This window comes from Nocardioides sp. DN36 (genome assembly GCF_055380375.1).
On the sequence record NZ_AP043823.1, the window covers coordinates 1,639,053 to 1,655,066 of the forward strand.

Sequence of the window (16,014 nt, forward strand, 5' to 3'; positions counted from 1 at the left end):
TCGGTCGAGGTTGCTCCTCACTTCGTCGCCTCCATCATCTGGCGGAGCTCCTTCTTGAGTTCCGAGATCTCGTCGCGCAGGCGGGCGGCGACCTCGAACTGCAGCTCGGCGGCGGCGTTGCGCATCTGGTCGGTGAGGTCCTGGATCAGCTGGGCGAGATCGGCGCTGGGCATGCCGGCCAGGTCGGCGGCGTGCTTGCCGGCGTCCTTGGACGACAGCGCGGGCACGGGCTGCTTGGCCTTCACACCGCCGGCGCGGCCCTTGGCCTCGGTGCCGGCCCAGGTCTCGAGCAGCGCCTGGGTGCTCTCGTCCTCGCGGGCCAGCATCTCGGTGATGTCGGCGATCTTCTTGCGCAGCGGCTGGGGGTCGATGCCGTGCGCCTTGTTGTAGGCGACCTGCTTGGCCCGGCGGCGGTTGGTCTCGTCGATCGCGGACTCCATCGACGGCGTGATCCGGTCGGCGTACATGTGCACCTGGCCGGACACGTTGCGCGCGGCACGGCCGATGGTCTGGATCAGCGACTTGTCGGAGCGGAGGAAGCCCTCCTTGTCGGCGTCGAGGATCGCGACCAACGAGACCTCGGGCAGGTCGAGGCCCTCGCGCAGCAGGTTGATGCCGACGAGGACGTCGTACTCCCCCAGCCTCAGGTCGCGCAGCAGCTCGATCCGCTTGAGGGTGTCGACCTCGGAGTGGAGGTAGCGGGTGCGGATGCCGGCGTCGAGGAGGTAGTCGGTGAGGTCCTCGGACATCTTCTTGGTCAGCGTCGTGACCAGGACGCGCTCGCTCTTCTCGGTGCGGGTGCGGATCTCGTGGATCAGGTCGTCGATCTGGCCCTTGGTCGGCTTGACCACGACCTCGGGGTCGACCAGCCCGGTCGGGCGGATGATCTGCTCGACCGCGTCACCGCCGACCTTGTCGAGCTCGTAGTCGCCCGGTGTCGCGGAGAGGTAGATCGTCTGGCCGATCCGCTCGAGGAACTCCTCCCAGCGCAGCGGCCGGTTGTCCATCGCGCTCGGGAGCCGGAAGCCGTGCTCGACCAGGTTGCGCTTGCGGGACATGTCGCCTTCGTACATGCCGCCGATCTGCGGCACCGCGACGTGGGACTCGTCGACGACGAGCAGGAAGTCCTCGGGGAAGTAGTCGAGGAGGCAGTTCGGCGCGGAGCCGCGGCTGCGACCGTCGATGTGCATCGAGTAGTTCTCGATGCCCGAGCAGGACCCGACCTGGCGCATCATCTCGATGTCGTAGGTGGTGCGCATCCGCAGCCGCTGCGCCTCGAGCAGCTTGCCCTCGCGCTCGAACTTCGCCAGCTGGTCCTCCAGCTCGAGCTCGATGCCGCGGATGGCCCGCTCCATGCGCTCGGGTCCGGCGACGTAGTGGGTCGCCGGGAAGACGTAGAGCTCCTGGTCCTCGGTGAGCACCTCGCCGGTGACCGCGTGCAGCGTCATCAGCCGCTCGATCTCGTCACCGAAGAACTCGATGCGGACCGCGTGCTCCTCGTAGACCGGGAAGATCTCGAGCGTGTCGCCGCGGACCCGGAAGGTGCCGCGCGTGAAGCTCATGTCGTTGCGGGTGTACTGGATCTCGACGAGCCGACGCAGGATCGAGTCGCGGTCGTGCTCCTCGCCGACCCGCAGCCGCAGCATCCGGTCGACGTACTCCTGGGGGGTGCCGAGGCCGTAGATGCAGGAGACCGTGCTCACCACGATGACGTCGCGGCGGGTCAGCAGCGAGTTGGTGGCCGAGTGGCGCAGCCGCTCGACCTCCTCGTTGATCGAGGAGTCCTTCTCGATGTAGGTGTCGGTCTGGGGGACGTAGGCCTCGGGCTGGTAGTAGTCGTAGTAGGAGACGAAGTACTCGATCGCGTTGTCCGGGAAGAGCTGGCGCAGCTCGTTGGCGAACTGCGCGGCCAGCGTCTTGTTGGGCTGCATCACCAGCAGGGGTCGTTGCAGCTGCTCGGCCACCCAGGCGACCGTCGCGGTCTTGCCGGTGCCGGTGGCGCCGAGGAGGACGACGTCCTCGATGCCGGCGTCGATCCGCTTCGAGATCTCCGCGATGGCGGCGGGCTGGTCGCCGGAGGGCTGGTAGTCGGAGACGACCTTGAAGGGCGCCACACGGCGCTCGAGATCGGTCACGGGTCGCATACGACGAGCCTAAACGTCGCCGCCGACAGTCCTATTCCCGTCGTCCGCCGTCACTCTCGAGCTGGCGCTTCAAGCCGCCCCAGATCCGCCTCTCCTGCCGGCGCCCGAGGTAGCCCACCAGCGGCCCGAGCACCCGGACCCGCCCGGTCGTGCGGATGTCCCAGTCCCAGCACATCCTGGTGCCCCCGGCGCACGGGACGAAGTCCATGGTGCCGTCGATGATCGTGCCGTCGACGCTGGTCAGCACGCCGAGGTGGTGCGGACGCAGGTAGTCCACCAGCTCGATGGTCATCGGGACCTCGCGCCCCGCCGTCCGGGCGACCGCCCGGAACCTGCTGCCCTCGCCGACCGGCCCCGGTGTGATCTGCTGCGAGCTCACCATGCCCGGGTTGTACGACGGCTCCCTGGTCTGGTCCGCGACGGTGTCGAACACGTCCTCCACCGGGCGCGCGATGTCGATGTGACCCCTCACGTGCGGCACTGCTCCCCACCCCTCCCAGTGGCAGTACACGCCCGGGCGCGGTCCGTGAGCAGGGTCCGAAGGTCCTCGTTCGACGGGCGTCCGACTCGTCCCGGACCGTTCCTCTCGGCCGCTCCACCGCCTCCGTTCCGACCGCCTGACTAGATTGACCCCGTGACCACACGCGCCCCATCCGTCGTCGACCGGGTGCTGCGTGCGACGCGCCGGACGCTGCTGGCGGTCGTCGGGATCCAGCTCGCCGTCGCGATCGGGATGTCGCTCGTGGACTCCTACCGCCGCCGCGGCAAGAAGCCCCGGCCGTTCCCGGTGACGCCCCCGCGGTCGGTGCCCATCGGCGACGGCGCCGTCACGACGTACACCTTCGGCAAGGACCTCTACGCCGACATGCTCGCGGCGATCGAGGGCGCGACGCGGCAGATCGTCTTCGAGACCTACATCTGGAAGGGCGACGAGATCGGCGAGCGGTTCAAGGCGGCGCTGGCCGCCGCCGCGGAGCGCGGGGTCGAGGTCTACTGCATCTACGACGGCTTCGCCAACCTCGTCGTCTCACCGAGGTTCAAGCGCTTCCCGCCCGGCATGAAGGTGCTGCGCTACCCCGTCTACGCCGCGGGGTGGCGGGTCTTCGACCTGCGCCGCTACGGGCGCGACCACCGCAAGATCCTCGTGGTCGACGACGAGGTCGCGTTCGTCGGCGGCTACAACATCGGCGCGCCCTACGAGACGGAGTGGCGCGACACCCACCTGCGGATCACCGGCCCGGGCGTGTGGGACCTCAAGCGCGCCTTCGCGGACTTCTGGAACCTCAACCGGCGTCGGCTGATCGGAGCCAGCGCACGCCCGTTGCTGCTGGAGACGGCCTCCACCTGGGAGCCCCGGATCCGGATCCACCGCAACGTGCCGCGGCTCTGGATGTTCCCGATCCGCGGGATGTACCTCGAGGCCATCAACCGGGCCAGCCGCAACGTGTGGATGACCCACGCCTACTTCATCCCCGACCAGGACTTCGTCGACGCGATCAAGGGCGCCGCCCTGCGCGGTGTCGACGTGCGCCTGGTCGTGCCCCTGAAGTCGAACCACATCGTGGCCGACTGGATCTCCCGCGGCTACTTCAGCCAGCTGCTCGACGCGGGCGTGCGGATCTTCCGCTTCAAGGACGCGATGGTGCACGCCAAGACCTCGACCATCGACGGCAGCTGGACCACGGTGGGCACGGCCAACATCGACCGGCTCAGCCTCAGCGGCAACTACGAGATCAACGTCGAGGTGATCGACGAGTCGCTGGCGGCGGCGATGGAGGAGATCTTCGAGGTCGACCAGTCCAACTGCCTCGAGCTGACCAGCGGTGAGTGGGAGGCGCGCGACCTGCACCGCAAGTTCACCGAGTTCGTGCTCGCCCCGCTGCGTCCGCTGCTCTGACCCCGCGGCCGGCACGTCGGGGCCGGGCGTCGTCAGCTCGAGGCGTCGGCGGCGGACGCCCCCAGGTCGACCTGGGCGGTCACGCGGTCCCCTCGTCGCGCCCCCTCCAGCCGGACGGTCCAGCCCGTCTCGTGCGGCGCCCCGCAGGGCCTGGGCATCAGCGCCGGGACCGTCCCCCCGGAGCAGGCGAGGTTGCGGACGCCCGCCCCGACCACCGCCACCCGCACCGGTCCTGACCGCGGTGTCCAGTCGACGTCCAGCGAGGTGATCCTCGCCAGCGCCCGTCCGGTCGTCGAGTCCGCGCTCCTGTCGACCGCGCCCTCGAGCCGGTAGGTCAGGTGCAGCAGGGCGGTGGGGCGCGCGAGGACGAAGGTCCGCGGCCGATCGCCCACCTCCGAGGGGCCGGGGACTCCCCGGCCGTCCTGCCCGAAGAGGCGCACCTCCGAGGCACGGGGGACGACCCCGGTCCCCGGCAGGCTCGGGATGCGCACGGTCAGGGTGCGGATCGGGGCATCACCACGGATCCACTGGTCCACCACGATCTCGCCGGACTCCAGGACGCGACTCTCGACGTACGCACCTGAGGCCGGGAGCTGCGAGGGCGGCAGCGCGCCGGCCCCGGGCGGCCCAGCGTCGTCGGGCGCGGACCCGCCACCGGCGGTCACCAGCCAGACCAGCACCGCGACCGCGACGGCGGCCGCCAGCACCGCGCTCGCCTGCACCCATCTGCCCACCGGCACCGGAGCCCGCCGCCACTCCTCGGGCACGACCTCCCACTCGTCCTCGAACCAGTCGTCCTCGGCCCAGTCGTCCTCGGACCCCGCCTGCGCTGCGGCGTCGTCGGGCGGCCACGACTCCTCGTCCGCGTAGGCGTCCCCGACCGCGTCGTCGTACGCCGCGGACAGGTCCCGCGTCCGGGGCTCGTGGTACGGCCCGGTCACGACGCGGCCTCCTCACGCGCACCGGTCGTCGGTGCGGCGGTGACGACGAGCAGGTCGAGGTAGCCGCCGCGGGAGGGCACGTAGGGTCCTGCGCAGGTGACGAGGGTGAGACGCCGGGGACCACGCGGCGAGAACACCTCGACGTGCCGCGCCAGCTCCCGCCGCGGGACCAGTCGCAGCGAGGTGACCGCGAAGTCCTGGGTGAGGCCGCGACCGCTGATCCGGACGAGGGCACCCCGTCGCACGCGGAGCAGCTCGGCGAACGGCCCGACTCCCTGGTCCGTGGAGTCGACGTGGGCCGCCAGCAACGTGGCACCGAACGGGTCGCCGATGCGCGACCCGCCCCTCCACCACCCGACCCTGGTGACGTCGGACGGCACGTCGAGGAGTCCGTGCCGGGTGGACACGGGACGCACGGACAGGTGCCGTCCGCTCGGCAGCCGCACGATCCGCGGCGGGGCGGGGGCGACGGACCCGGCCCGCGGTGCCGTCGGCGCGGGCGTCGGTGGGTGCGCTGTCCTGCCGTGCTGCCCGGTCGCCGAGCCCATGGCGCCCGAGCTCACCTCCCCGTCCCCGTCGCAGCCGACGAGCAGGACCGCCGCCACGACCAGCGCCATCCTCCCGGCCCTGCTCATCGGGGTGGAGTCGGGGCGAAGGTCGCGACCGGGACGCCGGCCACCAGGCCTGCCGATCCGGTGTCGATCCGGACCGGGAACGCCGTCCCGTCCGCGGCGATCCCCTCGACGTGCGAGACGACGTCCATCGAGCCGTTCGTGGGACTGCCGACCGCGTAGACCATGGTGACCGTGCGCGCAGCCAGCGACAGGTCGAGCGGGCCGAGGATCGGGTGGGATGTGGCCCCGGTCGGGAGGAGGGCCACCCGGTGCGACCCGGCCGGCACGTCGGCCCGGGCGAACTCGCCGTTGGCGATGTCGGTGAAGACGACCTTGCCGTCGAAGCGCGCGTCCGCGGGCGGGACCGTCGCCGTGTGGGCCAGCACCAGCCGGGCCTTGCCCGGACCGATGGGCTGCGTCGGGACCCGGTAGCTGGTCGTCACGGGGTCGCCCTGGGCGGACGCAGGACGGTGCAGGACGAGGTCCGTGGTCGATCGCGCACCGACCCGGACCCCGGACTCCGACCTGCCCCCGTCCCACGTCAGCACGACCTGGTGGGTGCCCGCCGCCAGGTGGAGGGGCCCGAGGACCCGCCCGACCGGGACCCCGGCCTCCCTCTCACGGCCGTCGACGGTGACCGTGACCGCGGCTCCCGGCAGCGCCTGCACCACGTACAACGACCCCGTGGGAGCGCTCGCCCCACTCGTCGCCCCCGGCGTCACCAGGGTTGCCAGCGCCGCCGCGCCGACCGCGGTGGCTGCAGCGATGAGCCTGCCGTGTCCGAACATCCGAGCCCCCGTCCGACCCAGCGCCACCACGCGGCGGCACTGGGCACGATCCACTGGGCACGATCACAGCACCGGACGGCGCCGGACACGACGGCTGGGAGCGACCGGGGCCGGAAGTTCCCCAGTTTTCGGGAGCCCTCCGCCTCGTCGACGCTCAGCGCGGCTGCGGGATGTCGATCACGGAGCTGAGCTGGAGCGCCTTGGCCTTGTCGCCCTTGACCTTCAGCTGCCCCTTCAGCACGCCGGTGACCGGGTTCAGGTGGCCGGTGGCAAGGCGCAGGTAGTCGTGGCCCTCGCAGGTGACGGTGGCGTCGCGCTGCTCGCCCTCGTCGCCCGCGGTCACGGTCGCCACTCCCCCGGCCACCCGTACGACGTACCGCTCGACCTCGCCCGTGGGGTTGCCGAGCAGCCGGAAGCCCACGGTCAGGTCGGTCCTCGCCGCCTTGCGCGGGTTCACGTAGTCGGGCAGCCGCCGGAAGATCTCGCCGAGCACGATGGACCGGAACCCGGAGGACATCACCTTGCGCAGGTGGTCGTGGCGCACGCCGCCCAGCACCGTGGCGACCTCGACCGGATCGAGCGCGGTGGGGTCCACGGCCACCGCGCCGGTCCCGGGCACTCGGAAGATGCCGCCGACCGCGAGGGCCAGCAGGGCGTCCCCGTCGATGTCGAGCTTGCCGCCGAGGAACTCCAGGCCGGCGTTGCGCTCGCCGCTCACGATCCGCACGAAGCGGAGCAGGCTGGTGCGCAGGACCACGTCGGTGGCACCGGCCGACGGGTCGGCGAGCAGGGTCATGGTGCCGGCGTCGAACGCGAGGCCGTGCCGTTCCAGCAACGTCCCGCGACGCTCGAGGTCGAACCGCACCACGCCGCGCAGCTCCGCCAGCCGCTCGGTGACGGCGTACTCGTGCAGCCGTCCCAGGATGCCGGCGACCGCGGCGGTCCGGACCTCCTCGCGGGCGAGCAGGGCGAGCAGGTCGTCGTCCGGGGTGGCACGCACGGCGGCGACGAGCGACTCGGGGTCGACGTCGGCGAAGAACGCGGTCGCCTCGGCGCGGGTGGCGGTGCTCAGCTGGTGCAGGTCGGGCGTCACGGCGCCACCGTACCGTCGGTACGCGACGTCAGCGGGAGACGCGACGGGTGACGGACGCCGGAAGGTGCGTGCGCGGCGACATCCGGGCGCCGCGACGCGGCCGGTGCAGCCCGGCGAGGCCCACCAGCGCCTGCACCCGGCCACGGTGGGGGCGCCACGGCTCGAGGAACTCCTCGAGCTCGGCGTCGTCGAACGGCGTCCCGGTCAGCGCCCAGCCGATGTCCTTGGCGACGTGGTAGTCGCCGAAGGAGACCGCGTCGGGGTCCCCGTGGGCGCGCTGGCGGACCTCGGCGCTGGTCCACACCCCGATGCCCGGCAGGCTGCGCAGCCGCCGGTCGGCCTCCTCGTGGGGCAGCGAGGCGGTCCGCTCCAGGGCGTCGGCGACCCGCATCGCGCCGACGAGGGTGCGCGATCGCGCCGGGTCGACGTGCATCTTCAGCCACTCCCAGGATGGGATGGTCCGGATCCGCTCCGGAGCCGGCTGCACCCACAGGCGGCGTTCGTGACCGGCCCCGGGCGCCCGCTCTCCGAAGCGGTGCACCAGCATCCGGAAGCCCGCGAAGGCCTCCTGGCCGGTCACCTTCTGCTCCAGGATCGCCGGCACCAGCGACTCGACGACCAGGCCGCTGCGACCGATCCGGACGTCGCCGTGCCGGCGCCAGGCCTCGACCAGCACCGGGTGGCGGGGCTCGAACCCGCTCGGGTCGTCGGCCGCTCCCAGCAGGTCGGGCACCGACTCCAGCGCCCAGGCCGCGCCGGGGCCCCACGCCTGCGCCTCGACCTCGCCGTCGCTGGGCCGGGATCGGACCACCAGGGTCGCCGGCCCCTCGGGGGTGCGGATCCCGCGCCAGTGCCGCCCGGCCTCGTCGAGGTGGTACGTCGGGTCGCCGGCGCCGCGGCGTCGGTGCAGGAGCATCCGGCCCACCGGGCAGGGCCACCCGGGGCGCCACACACGGGTCAGGCCAGCCTCCGACGTCACCCGAGCACGCTAGCCCACGCCCGGTGTCGGCGGTGCGCGCCACAATGGCGCCGTGCTGCTCTCCGACCTCGTCGCCACCTCCGACGCCGTCGCGGCCACCCGGTCCCGCAAGGCCAAGGTCGCTGCGATCGCCACCCTGCTGGCGGCCGCCTCCCCCGAGGAGGTGGAGACGGTCACGGCCTACCTCGGCGGGACCCTGCGGCAGCGGCGCACCGGCCTGGGCTGGCGCGGGGTCAGCGACCTGCCGAGGCCGGCCGACGCCCCCTCGCTCACCGTGCTCGACGTCCACGAGGCGTTCGACGCCATCGCCGCGCTGGCCGGCGCCGGCTCGCAGTCGGCGCGGGCGGCCGCGGTGGCCACGCTGTTCGGGCAAGCCACCGAGCGAGAGCAGGCCTGGTTGCGCGGTGTCGTCACCGGCGCCGTGCGCCAGGGAGCGCTCGACGCGCTGGTGCAGGAGGCGGTGGCCCAGGCGGCGGGGGTGCCGCTCCCGTCGGTGCGGCGTGCGGCGATGCTCGCCGGGTCGACGGTGTCGGTGACCGTGGCCGCGATGACCGGCGGCGAGGAGGCGCTGGCGGGCTTCGGGCTCGAGGTGGGCCGCCCGGTGCTGCCGATGCTGGCATCCAGCGCCCCCGACGTCGACGCCGCGCTGGTCAAGGCGGCGGGCGGCTCAGGAGCGGCGGTCTCGATCGACGTGAAGCTCGACGGGATCCGGATCCAGGTGCACCGCGACGGCGACGAGGTCCTCGTCGCCACCCGCACGCTGGAGGACATCACCGCCCGGCTGCCCGAGGTGGTCGCGGTCGCGCGCTCGCTGCCGGCCTCGCGGTTCGTGCTCGACGGTGAGGCGCTGGCGCTCGACCAGGAGGGCCGCCCGCGCCCCTTCCAGGAGACCGCCTCGCGCACGGCCCAGCACGCCGGCGTGGCGGTCACGCCGTACTTCTTCGACGTGCTCCACCTCGACGGCCAGGACCTGCTCGACTCCCCCGGCGCCGAGCGGCTGGCCGCGCTCGAGCGGCTGGTGCCGGCCGGCCACCGGGTCCCCCGGCTGGTCACCGCCGACGGTGCCGCCGCTCGCGCGTTCCTCGACGGCGCGCTCGCCGACGGCCACGAGGGCGTGGTGGTCAAGAACCTCGACGCGGCGTACGACGCCGGCCGCCGTGGCTCCGGCTGGGTCAAGGTGAAGCCGGTCCACACGCTCGACCTGGTCGTCCTCGCCGTGGAGTGGGGCAGCGGCCGGCGCGAGGGCCGGCTCTCCAACATCCACCTCGGCGCCCGCGACCCCGCGACCGGGGGCTTCGTGATGCTCGGCAAGACCTTCAAGGGCATGACCGACGAGATGCTCGCCTGGCAGACCGAGCGGTTCCTCGAGCTCGAGACGTCCCGGTCCTCCTACGTCGTCCACGTGCGTCCCGAGCAGGTCGTGGAGATCGCCTTCGACGGGGTCCAGCGGTCCAGCCGTTACCCCGGCGGGATGGCGTTGCGCTTCGCCCGGGTGGTCCGCTACCGCGACGACAAGTCCCCCGCTGAGGCCGACACCGTCGAGACGGTGCGCGCGTTCATGTGAGCCGCCGGCTTCGCGGTTGATCCGACGCACCGGGCGGAACGGATCGACCGCAAACCGGCGGTCACAGCCGTGACACGCGCGTGCAACTCCGAGTTGCACAGTCCTACGATGTCCCCATGTCGACCCAGCAACCGCCGGCGGTGGACGGCCGGCGCTCCGCCGCGGCCGCCCGGCGGCGCAAGCGCGAGAAGGAGATCCTGGCCGCCACCCGCGCCCTCTTCGACCAGCGCGGCGTCCGGGACGCCCAGATCGAGGACATCGCCCGGGCGGTGGGGATCAACCGGGCGATCGTCTACCGGCACTTCACCGGCAAGGAGGAGCTCTTCGCGCTCACCCTGGTGACCTACCTCGACGAGCTGCGCGACGCGCTCAGCGGGGCGGCCGACGCCCACGACGACCCGCGGGACCGGCTCGCGGCGATCGTGGGCGCGTTCGTCGACTACGGCCTGGCCCACCCGGCGTTCGTCGACTGCGCCCAGGCCCTGATGCGGCGCAGCGGCCCGGAGCTGCTCGAGGAGATCTCGGAGAGCGCACTCTTCCGCCTCGGGCGCGGCATCTCGTCGTGCCTGGCCACGCTCGGCAGCGCGCTGGAGTACGGCGTCGAGCGCGGCGCGTTCACCGTGGCCGACCCGACGCTGCTCGCCAACACGCTCTACGCCAGCGGGCTCGGCGCGCTCCAGCTGGCGCGGGTCGGGATCCTGGTCAAGGAGGCCGCGCCGGGCGTGCCCACCGTCGGCTCGATCTCACCCGACCAGGTCAAGGACTACCTCGTCGCCTCCGCGCTCGCGCTGGCCGCCCATCCGGACTGAACGCCGCCGGACTGACGGCTAGCCCGGTGCCACCGCCACCACGAGCGTGACCTCGGTGCCGAGGGGCAGCCGGCCGGTCGGCTGCACGCCCACCACGGCGCCGGCACCGGACAGGCGGGTCCGCATCACCTTGGCCGGCACCAGCCCGAGGCGCACGAGGGTGCGGGCTGCCTCGGCGTACGGCTTCCCGACCACGTCCCGCGGGCTCAGGTCGGTCCGGCCGGACGCGACGGCGAGCGTGACCACGGCGCCGTCCTCCGCCCGGGCACCGGCCCGGGGCTCCTGGTCGAGGACGGTGCCCCGGGGCGCGTCCGGGTCGTCGGTCACCCGTCGCCGGACGTCGAGCCCGCGGCTGTCGAGGAGCCGCTCGGCGGTGGCGACCCGGTCACCTCGAAGGTCCGGCACGCGCACGGCCGAGTGCCGGGCGGCCGGGTCGCGGGCGGCCACGAGGAACGAGCCCGCCACCGTCGCGAGCAGCACCGCCGCGGCGACGTACACCCGACGCGACCGCATCACGCGGCCCCGGACCGGACGCAGCCGCGTGCGTGGTCGTGGCCGCACTGCGGCCGGTGGCGCGGCCTGCTCGGGGGACATGAGTGCCGCGGCCCGGACCGCGACGTCGGCGGCTTTCGCCGGGCGCGCCTCGGGGTCCTTGGCGATCAGCTCCTCGACCAGGGCCCGGACGCCGACGGGGACCTCGGGCCCCAGCGGCGGCGCCTCCTCGCGCAGGTGGGCCAGCGCCGTGGCCACGTCGGTCTCGCGGCGGAAGGGCTTGCGCCCGGTCAGGCACTCGTAGGCCACCATGCCGAGCGAGTACAGGTCCGACCGGCCGGTGGCCGGCTCGCCCCGGGACTGCTCGGGGCTGATGTAGTCGGCGGTGCCGACGATCGTGCCGGTCATCGTCAGCGGCTCGGCGTCGGCGGTGCGGGCGATGCCGAAGTCCACGAGGACGACGCGCCCCTCGGGCGTGACCAGCATGTTCGCCGGCTTGAGGTCGCGGTGCACGATGCCCGCATCGTGCGCGGCCTGGAGCGCCCCGGCGACCTGGGCGACGACGTCCATCACCTCGGCCGGCGGCAGGGTCCGTCGCTCGCGCAGCACCTGCCACAGCGAGGTGCCCTCGACGAGCTGCATCACGATGTACGGCGCGGGGTCGCCCCCGGCGAGCTCCTCGCCGTAGTCGTAGACCTGGGCGATGCCGGGGTGGTGCAGCCCGCCGGCGAGCTGGGCCTCGGCCCGCATCCGGGCCCGCACCGTCTCGTCGGCCGAGCCGCGCAGCATCTTCACCGCGACCTCACGGTCGAGCAGGGTGTCGTGACCGCGCCGGACGGACCCGGCGGCGCCCGACCCCACGAGCTCGTGCAGCTCGTAGCGGCCGTTGCCCAGGGCACCCACGACGTCCTCCATGCCCCGCCCCGTACCCGACCGTCCGCGGACGATGCGGACGACCTCGCGAGCGGCGGGCGCGGACGGCCCCGGGGTCAGCTCTCCAGGATGGCGACGACGCCCTGCCCACCGGCGGCACAGATGGAGATCAGCCCGCGCCCTCCGGGGCCGTCGGCCTGCGCCTTCTCGGCCAGCAGCTTGGCCAGCACGTTGACGATCCGGCCGCCGGTCGCGGCGAACGGGTGCCCGGCGGCGAGCGAGGAGCCCTTCACGTTCAGCTTCGACCGGTCGATCGAGCCGAGCGGTGCGTCGAGCCCGAGGCGCTCCTTGCAGAACACCGGGTCCTCCCACGCCTTGAGCGTGGAGAGCACCTGCGAGGCGAACGCCTCGTGGATCTCGTAGTAGTCGAAGTCCTGCAACGAGAGCCCCTCGCGCTCGAGCATCCGGGCGACGGCGTACGCCGGCGCCATCAGCAGGCCCTCGCCGCCGTGCACGTAGTCGACCGCGGCGGTCTCGTAGGCCGTCAGGTAGGCCAGCACCGGCAGGCCGCGCTCCTGCGCCCACTCCTCGGAGGCGAGCAGCACGGTCGACGCGCCGTCGGTGAGCGGGGTCGAGTTGCCGGCGGTCATGGTCGCCGCCTCGCCCTTGCCGAAGACCGGCTTGAGCTTGGCCAGCTTCTCGGCGCTCGAGTCCGGGCGCAGGTTGTTGTCACGCTCCACGCCGCGGAACGGCGTGACCTGGTCGTCGAGGAACCCGGCGTCGTACGCCGCGGCGAGGTGCTGGTGGGAGGCGGCCGCGAGCTCGTCCTGCTCCTCCCGGCCGACCTGCCACTCCAGCGCGGTCAGCGCGGCGTGCTCGCCCATCGACAGCCCCGTGCGCGGCTCACCGTTCTGCGGGATCTCCAGGCCGATGTCGCCGGGGCGGATCGCGCCGAGCGCCGCGATGCGGCCCTTGGTGTCCCGCGCCGCGTTGACCTTCATCAGCTTCCTGCGCAGCTTGTCGCTGATCGCGACCGGCGCGTCGGACGTGGTGTCGGTGCCACCGGCGATGCCGACCTCGATCTGGCCCAGCGCGATCTTGTTCGCCACCGAGATCACGGCCTGGAGGCCGGTGCCGCAGGCCTGCTGGATGTCGGTGGCCGGTGTCTCGGGAGACAGCCTGGACCCGAGCACCGCCTCCCGCGTCAGGTTGAAGTCACGCGAGTGCTTGAGCACCGCACCGGCGACGACCTCGCCCAGCCGTTCACCCTCGAGACCGAACCGGGCCACCAGGCCGTCGATGGCGGCGGTGAGCATCTCCTGGTTTGAGGCGGTCGCGTAGGCGGTGTTGGAGCGGGCGAACGGGATGCGGTTGCCGCCGAGGACGGCGACGCGGCGGGTCTCGGTCTTCATGGGCGACATCCTTGCGTCGGTCCGCGCGGGAGTGAAGGTTATGAGGGGCACGTCACGAAATGTGGACGCTGAGTTACACGTCGAGTTACATGATGGTCCCGACCACGCGGGACGACGACACCACGGAGGAACCCACCCCCATGAGCGACAAGTACCAGGGCTTCGTGCAGACGCCGATCGGCAAGCTGCTCGTGAAGAACCTCGGGCTGCCCAACCCCACCCCGCTGGAGCGGTACGCCGAGGGCGCGCCCCTCGTCGACGGCACCGTGCTGGTCGGTGGACGTGGCCGGCTCGCGGAGTCGCTCCCCGGGCTGCTCGACCTGCTCGGCATCGCCTCGACGGCGCAGGCCGAGGAGGGGGCGCGGTTCAAGGGCCTGGTCCTCGACGCCACCGGCATCACCTCCTCAGCCGACCTGCACGTGCTGCGCGACTTCTTCACCCCGGTCCTGCGCAGCCTCGAGAGCTGCCCGCACGTGGTCGTGCTCGGCACGCCCCCGGAGCAGGTCAGCGGCGGCGAGCGTATCGCGCAGCGGGCGCTCGAGGGCTTCACCCGCAGCCTGGGCAAGGAGATCGGCCGCGGCGGCGCCGTCCAGCTCGTGTACGTCGCCGAGGGCGCCGAGGCCGCCACCACCTCCACCCTCGCCTTCCTGCTCTCCCCCAAGTCGGCCTACGTGTCCGGCCAGGTCATCCGGATCGGCGCGACCGGCACCACGGAGCCCGTCGAGGTCACCGACTGGGAGCGTCCGCTGGCCGGGAAGGTCGCGCTCGTGACCGGCGCCAGCCGCGGCATCGGCGAGCAGATCGCCCGGGTGCTCCACCGCGACGGCGCCACGGTCGTCGGCGTCGACGTGCCGCAGGCGGCCAGCGAGCTGCAGGTCGTCATGAAGGAGCTCGAGGGCGACTGGCTCACCCTCGACATCACCACCAAGGACGCGCCGCAGCGGATCGCGCACCACCTGAAGGAGAAGCACGGCGGTGTCGACGTGGTCGTCCACAACGCCGGCATCACCCGGGACAAGAAGCTCGCCAACATGGGCGAGGACAGGTGGGACTCGGTCATCGCCGTCAACCTGACCGCCCCCGAGCTGATCACCCGCGAGCTGCTGGACCAGGGCGTCGTGAACGCGAACGGTCGGATCATCGGCGTCGCGTCCATCGCCGGCATCGCCGGCAACGTCGGGCAGACGAACTACGCCGCGTCCAAGGCCGGCGTGATCGGCCTCGTGGACTCGCTGGCCGACGAGCTGACCGACGGCATCACCGTCAACGCGGTGGCCCCCGGCTTCATCGTCACCCAGATGACCGCCGCGGTGCCGTTCGCGACCCGCGAGGTCGGCCAGCGGCTCAACGCCATGTCCCAGGGCGGGCTCCCGGTCGACGTCGCGGAGACGATCGCCTGGTACGCCAACCCCGGCTCGACCGCCGTCAACGGCAACGTGGTCCGCGTCTGCGGCCAGATGATGCTGGGCGCCTGATGAGCACCACCGGCCAGACCCCCCGCGTCGTCGAGGGCACGCCGCACGGCCTGCCGATGCTGCTGCGGGCCGCCCTCCCGTCGATCCCGGGCGTCAACGTGCTGCCCGGGATCCGCAGGACCGGCGACGAGCTCCCCGACCTGGCCCTGACCCGGCACGACGTGCCGATCGACGCCGACCACGTGGCGGCGTACGCCCGGGTGTGCGGATTCCCCCGCAAGGACAGCGTGCCGCTGACCTACCCGCACCTGCTGGCGTTCGGCCTGCACATGTCGATCATGAGCGACTCGTCGTTCCCGTTCCCCGCGATCGGGACGGTGCACCTGGAGAACGCCATCACCCAGCACCGCCCGGTGGCGGTCACCGAGCGGCTGCAGGTCACGGCCCGCGCGGAGAACCTCCGCGCGCACGCCAAGGGCCGGGTGTTCGACATGGTCACGACCGCGCACTCCGCCGGCGAGCTGGTGTGGGAGGAGACCTCGACGTTCCTGCGCCGCGGGGCCGGCGACGACGGCGCAGCAGCTGGTGCGGCGTTGCCCGAGGCTCCCCCGACCGGCATCGTGTGGAAGCTGCCCGCCGACCTCGGCCGTCGGTACGCCGCGGTCTCGGGCGACCACAACCCGATCCACCTCTACCCGCTGACCGCGAAGGCGCTCGGCTTCCCGCGGCAGATCGCGCACGGCATGTGGAGCAAGGCGCGCTGCGTCGCCATGCTCGAGAACCGGCTCCCGGACTCCGTGCGCGTGCAGGTGGCGTTCAAGAAGCCGATCCTGCTGCCGGGCTCGGTGGCCTTCGGCTCGCGGGCGGTCGAGGAGCCGGGCGCCGCACCCGGCTGGGCGTTCTCGCTGAGCAGCCCGCGGTCGGGGGCCCCGCACCTCGCCGGGCGGACCGAGGCCCTCTGACCCGGAGGCCGATGTCCCGAGCCTGCGAGGT

14 protein-coding genes are annotated in these 16,014 nt (G+C 72.9%); 5 read left to right on the forward strand and 9 right to left on the reverse strand.

The window, feature by feature from the left end; translation table 11 throughout:
- Positions 1-17 precede the first annotated feature (17 nt).
- Together uvrB and ACZ43H_RS08875 are read right to left on the reverse strand one after the other, a co-directional pair.
- Positions 18-2,144, reverse strand: a complete 2,127-nt coding sequence (gene uvrB, locus ACZ43H_RS08870; RefSeq protein WP_464589465.1) for an excinuclease ABC subunit UvrB — start codon at positions 2,142-2,144, stop codon at positions 18-20.
- A gap of 31 nt (positions 2,145-2,175) precedes the next feature.
- On the reverse strand, positions 2,176-2,616 hold the full coding sequence (locus ACZ43H_RS08875) for an SRPBCC family protein (protein WP_464589467.1): 441 nt from the start codon (positions 2,614-2,616) through the stop codon (positions 2,176-2,178).
- Between the two features lie 162 nt (positions 2,617-2,778).
- Between ACZ43H_RS08875 and ACZ43H_RS08880 the strand changes: the two genes are divergently transcribed.
- Positions 2,779-4,041: a phospholipase D-like domain-containing protein gene (locus ACZ43H_RS08880; RefSeq protein WP_464589469.1), complete on the forward strand. Its 1,263-nt coding sequence runs from the start codon at positions 2,779-2,781 to the stop codon at positions 4,039-4,041.
- Between the two features lie 32 nt (positions 4,042-4,073).
- Here the strand turns inward: ACZ43H_RS08880 and ACZ43H_RS08885 are convergent, their stop codons facing one another.
- The 5 genes from ACZ43H_RS08885 to ACZ43H_RS08905 form a co-directional block, all read right to left on the reverse strand.
- Positions 4,074-4,982, reverse strand: coding sequence for a hypothetical protein (locus ACZ43H_RS08885; RefSeq protein WP_464589471.1), 909 nt, complete (start codon positions 4,980-4,982; stop codon positions 4,074-4,076).
- On the reverse strand, positions 4,979-5,617 hold the full coding sequence (locus ACZ43H_RS08890; protein WP_464589473.1) for a class F sortase: 639 nt from the start codon (positions 5,615-5,617) through the stop codon (positions 4,979-4,981). The genes ACZ43H_RS08885 and ACZ43H_RS08890 overlap by 4 nt, the downstream gene beginning before the upstream one ends.
- On the reverse strand, positions 5,614-6,384 hold the full coding sequence (locus tag ACZ43H_RS08895) for a DUF4397 domain-containing protein (protein ID WP_464589475.1): 771 nt from the start codon (positions 6,382-6,384) through the stop codon (positions 5,614-5,616). The genes ACZ43H_RS08890 and ACZ43H_RS08895 overlap by 4 nt, the downstream gene beginning before the upstream one ends.
- A gap of 154 nt (positions 6,385-6,538) precedes the next feature.
- A complete protein-coding gene (locus ACZ43H_RS08900; protein ID WP_464589477.1) occupies positions 6,539-7,477 on the reverse strand; it encodes an SCP2 sterol-binding domain-containing protein in 939 nt (312 codons plus the stop codon).
- A 28-nt stretch (positions 7,478-7,505) separates the two neighbouring features.
- A complete protein-coding gene (locus ACZ43H_RS08905; protein ID WP_464589478.1) occupies positions 7,506-8,456 on the reverse strand; it encodes a DNA-3-methyladenine glycosylase family protein in 951 nt (316 codons plus the stop codon).
- 52 nt (positions 8,457-8,508) lie between these two features.
- Here ACZ43H_RS08905 and ACZ43H_RS08910 point away from each other — a divergent pair, with 52 nt between their 5' ends.
- Together ACZ43H_RS08910 and ACZ43H_RS08915 are read left to right on the forward strand one after the other, a co-directional pair.
- A complete protein-coding gene (locus ACZ43H_RS08910; RefSeq protein WP_464589480.1) occupies positions 8,509-10,020 on the forward strand; it encodes an ATP-dependent DNA ligase in 1,512 nt (503 codons plus the stop codon).
- Between the two features lie 116 nt (positions 10,021-10,136).
- Positions 10,137-10,829 (forward strand): TetR/AcrR family transcriptional regulator, encoded by a 693-nt coding sequence (locus ACZ43H_RS08915; RefSeq protein WP_464589481.1) that lies wholly within the window; start codon positions 10,137-10,139, stop codon positions 10,827-10,829.
- Between the two features lie 18 nt (positions 10,830-10,847).
- Here the strand turns inward: ACZ43H_RS08915 and ACZ43H_RS08920 are convergent, their stop codons facing one another.
- Positions 10,848-12,236, reverse strand: a complete 1,389-nt coding sequence (locus ACZ43H_RS08920; RefSeq protein ID WP_464589482.1) for a protein kinase domain-containing protein — start codon at positions 12,234-12,236, stop codon at positions 10,848-10,850.
- Between the two features lie 74 nt (positions 12,237-12,310).
- Positions 12,311-13,606 carry an acetyl-CoA C-acetyltransferase gene (locus ACZ43H_RS08925; RefSeq protein WP_464589484.1) on the reverse strand — a complete coding sequence of 432 codons (1,296 nt, stop codon included), beginning with the start codon at positions 13,604-13,606 and terminating at the stop codon, positions 12,311-12,313.
- 140 nt (positions 13,607-13,746) lie between these two features.
- On the opposite strand from ACZ43H_RS08925, the gene ACZ43H_RS08930 reads away from it, so the two are divergent.
- Together ACZ43H_RS08930 and ACZ43H_RS08935 are read left to right on the forward strand one after the other, a co-directional pair.
- Positions 13,747-15,081: a 3-oxoacyl-ACP reductase gene (locus ACZ43H_RS08930; protein WP_464589486.1), complete on the forward strand. Its 1,335-nt coding sequence runs from the start codon at positions 13,747-13,749 to the stop codon at positions 15,079-15,081.
- Entirely contained in the window at positions 15,081-15,983 is a 903-nt protein-coding gene (locus tag ACZ43H_RS08935; protein ID WP_464589487.1) for a MaoC family dehydratase, read from the forward strand. Before ACZ43H_RS08930 ends, ACZ43H_RS08935 begins: the two co-directional genes overlap by 1 nt.
- Positions 15,984-16,014 lie beyond the last annotated feature (31 nt).

Excerpts from the sequence above, each read along its gene's own strand:
- ACZ43H_RS08920 (WP_464589482.1), bottom strand. The coding sequence starts at position 12,236 with ATGGAGGACGTCGTGGGTGCCCTGGGCAACGGCCGCTACGAGCTGCAC.
- ACZ43H_RS08930 (WP_464589486.1), top strand. The coding sequence starts at position 13,747 with ATGAGCGACAAGTACCAGGGCTTCGTGCAGACGCCGATCGGCAAGCTG.
- ACZ43H_RS08925 (WP_464589484.1), bottom strand. The coding sequence starts at position 13,606 with ATGAAGACCGAGACCCGCCGCGTCGCCGTCCTCGGCGGCAACCGCATC.
- ACZ43H_RS08935 (WP_464589487.1), top strand. The coding sequence starts at position 15,081 with ATGAGCACCACCGGCCAGACCCCCCGCGTCGTCGAGGGCACGCCGCAC.
- uvrB (WP_464589465.1), bottom strand. The coding sequence starts at position 2,144 with ATGCGACCCGTGACCGATCTCGAGCGCCGTGTGGCGCCCTTCAAGGTC.
- ACZ43H_RS08895 (WP_464589475.1), bottom strand. The coding sequence starts at position 6,384 with ATGTTCGGACACGGCAGGCTCATCGCTGCAGCCACCGCGGTCGGCGCG.
- ACZ43H_RS08915 (WP_464589481.1), top strand. The coding sequence starts at position 10,137 with ATGTCGACCCAGCAACCGCCGGCGGTGGACGGCCGGCGCTCCGCCGCG.
- ACZ43H_RS08890 (WP_464589473.1), bottom strand. The coding sequence starts at position 5,617 with ATGAGCAGGGCCGGGAGGATGGCGCTGGTCGTGGCGGCGGTCCTGCTC.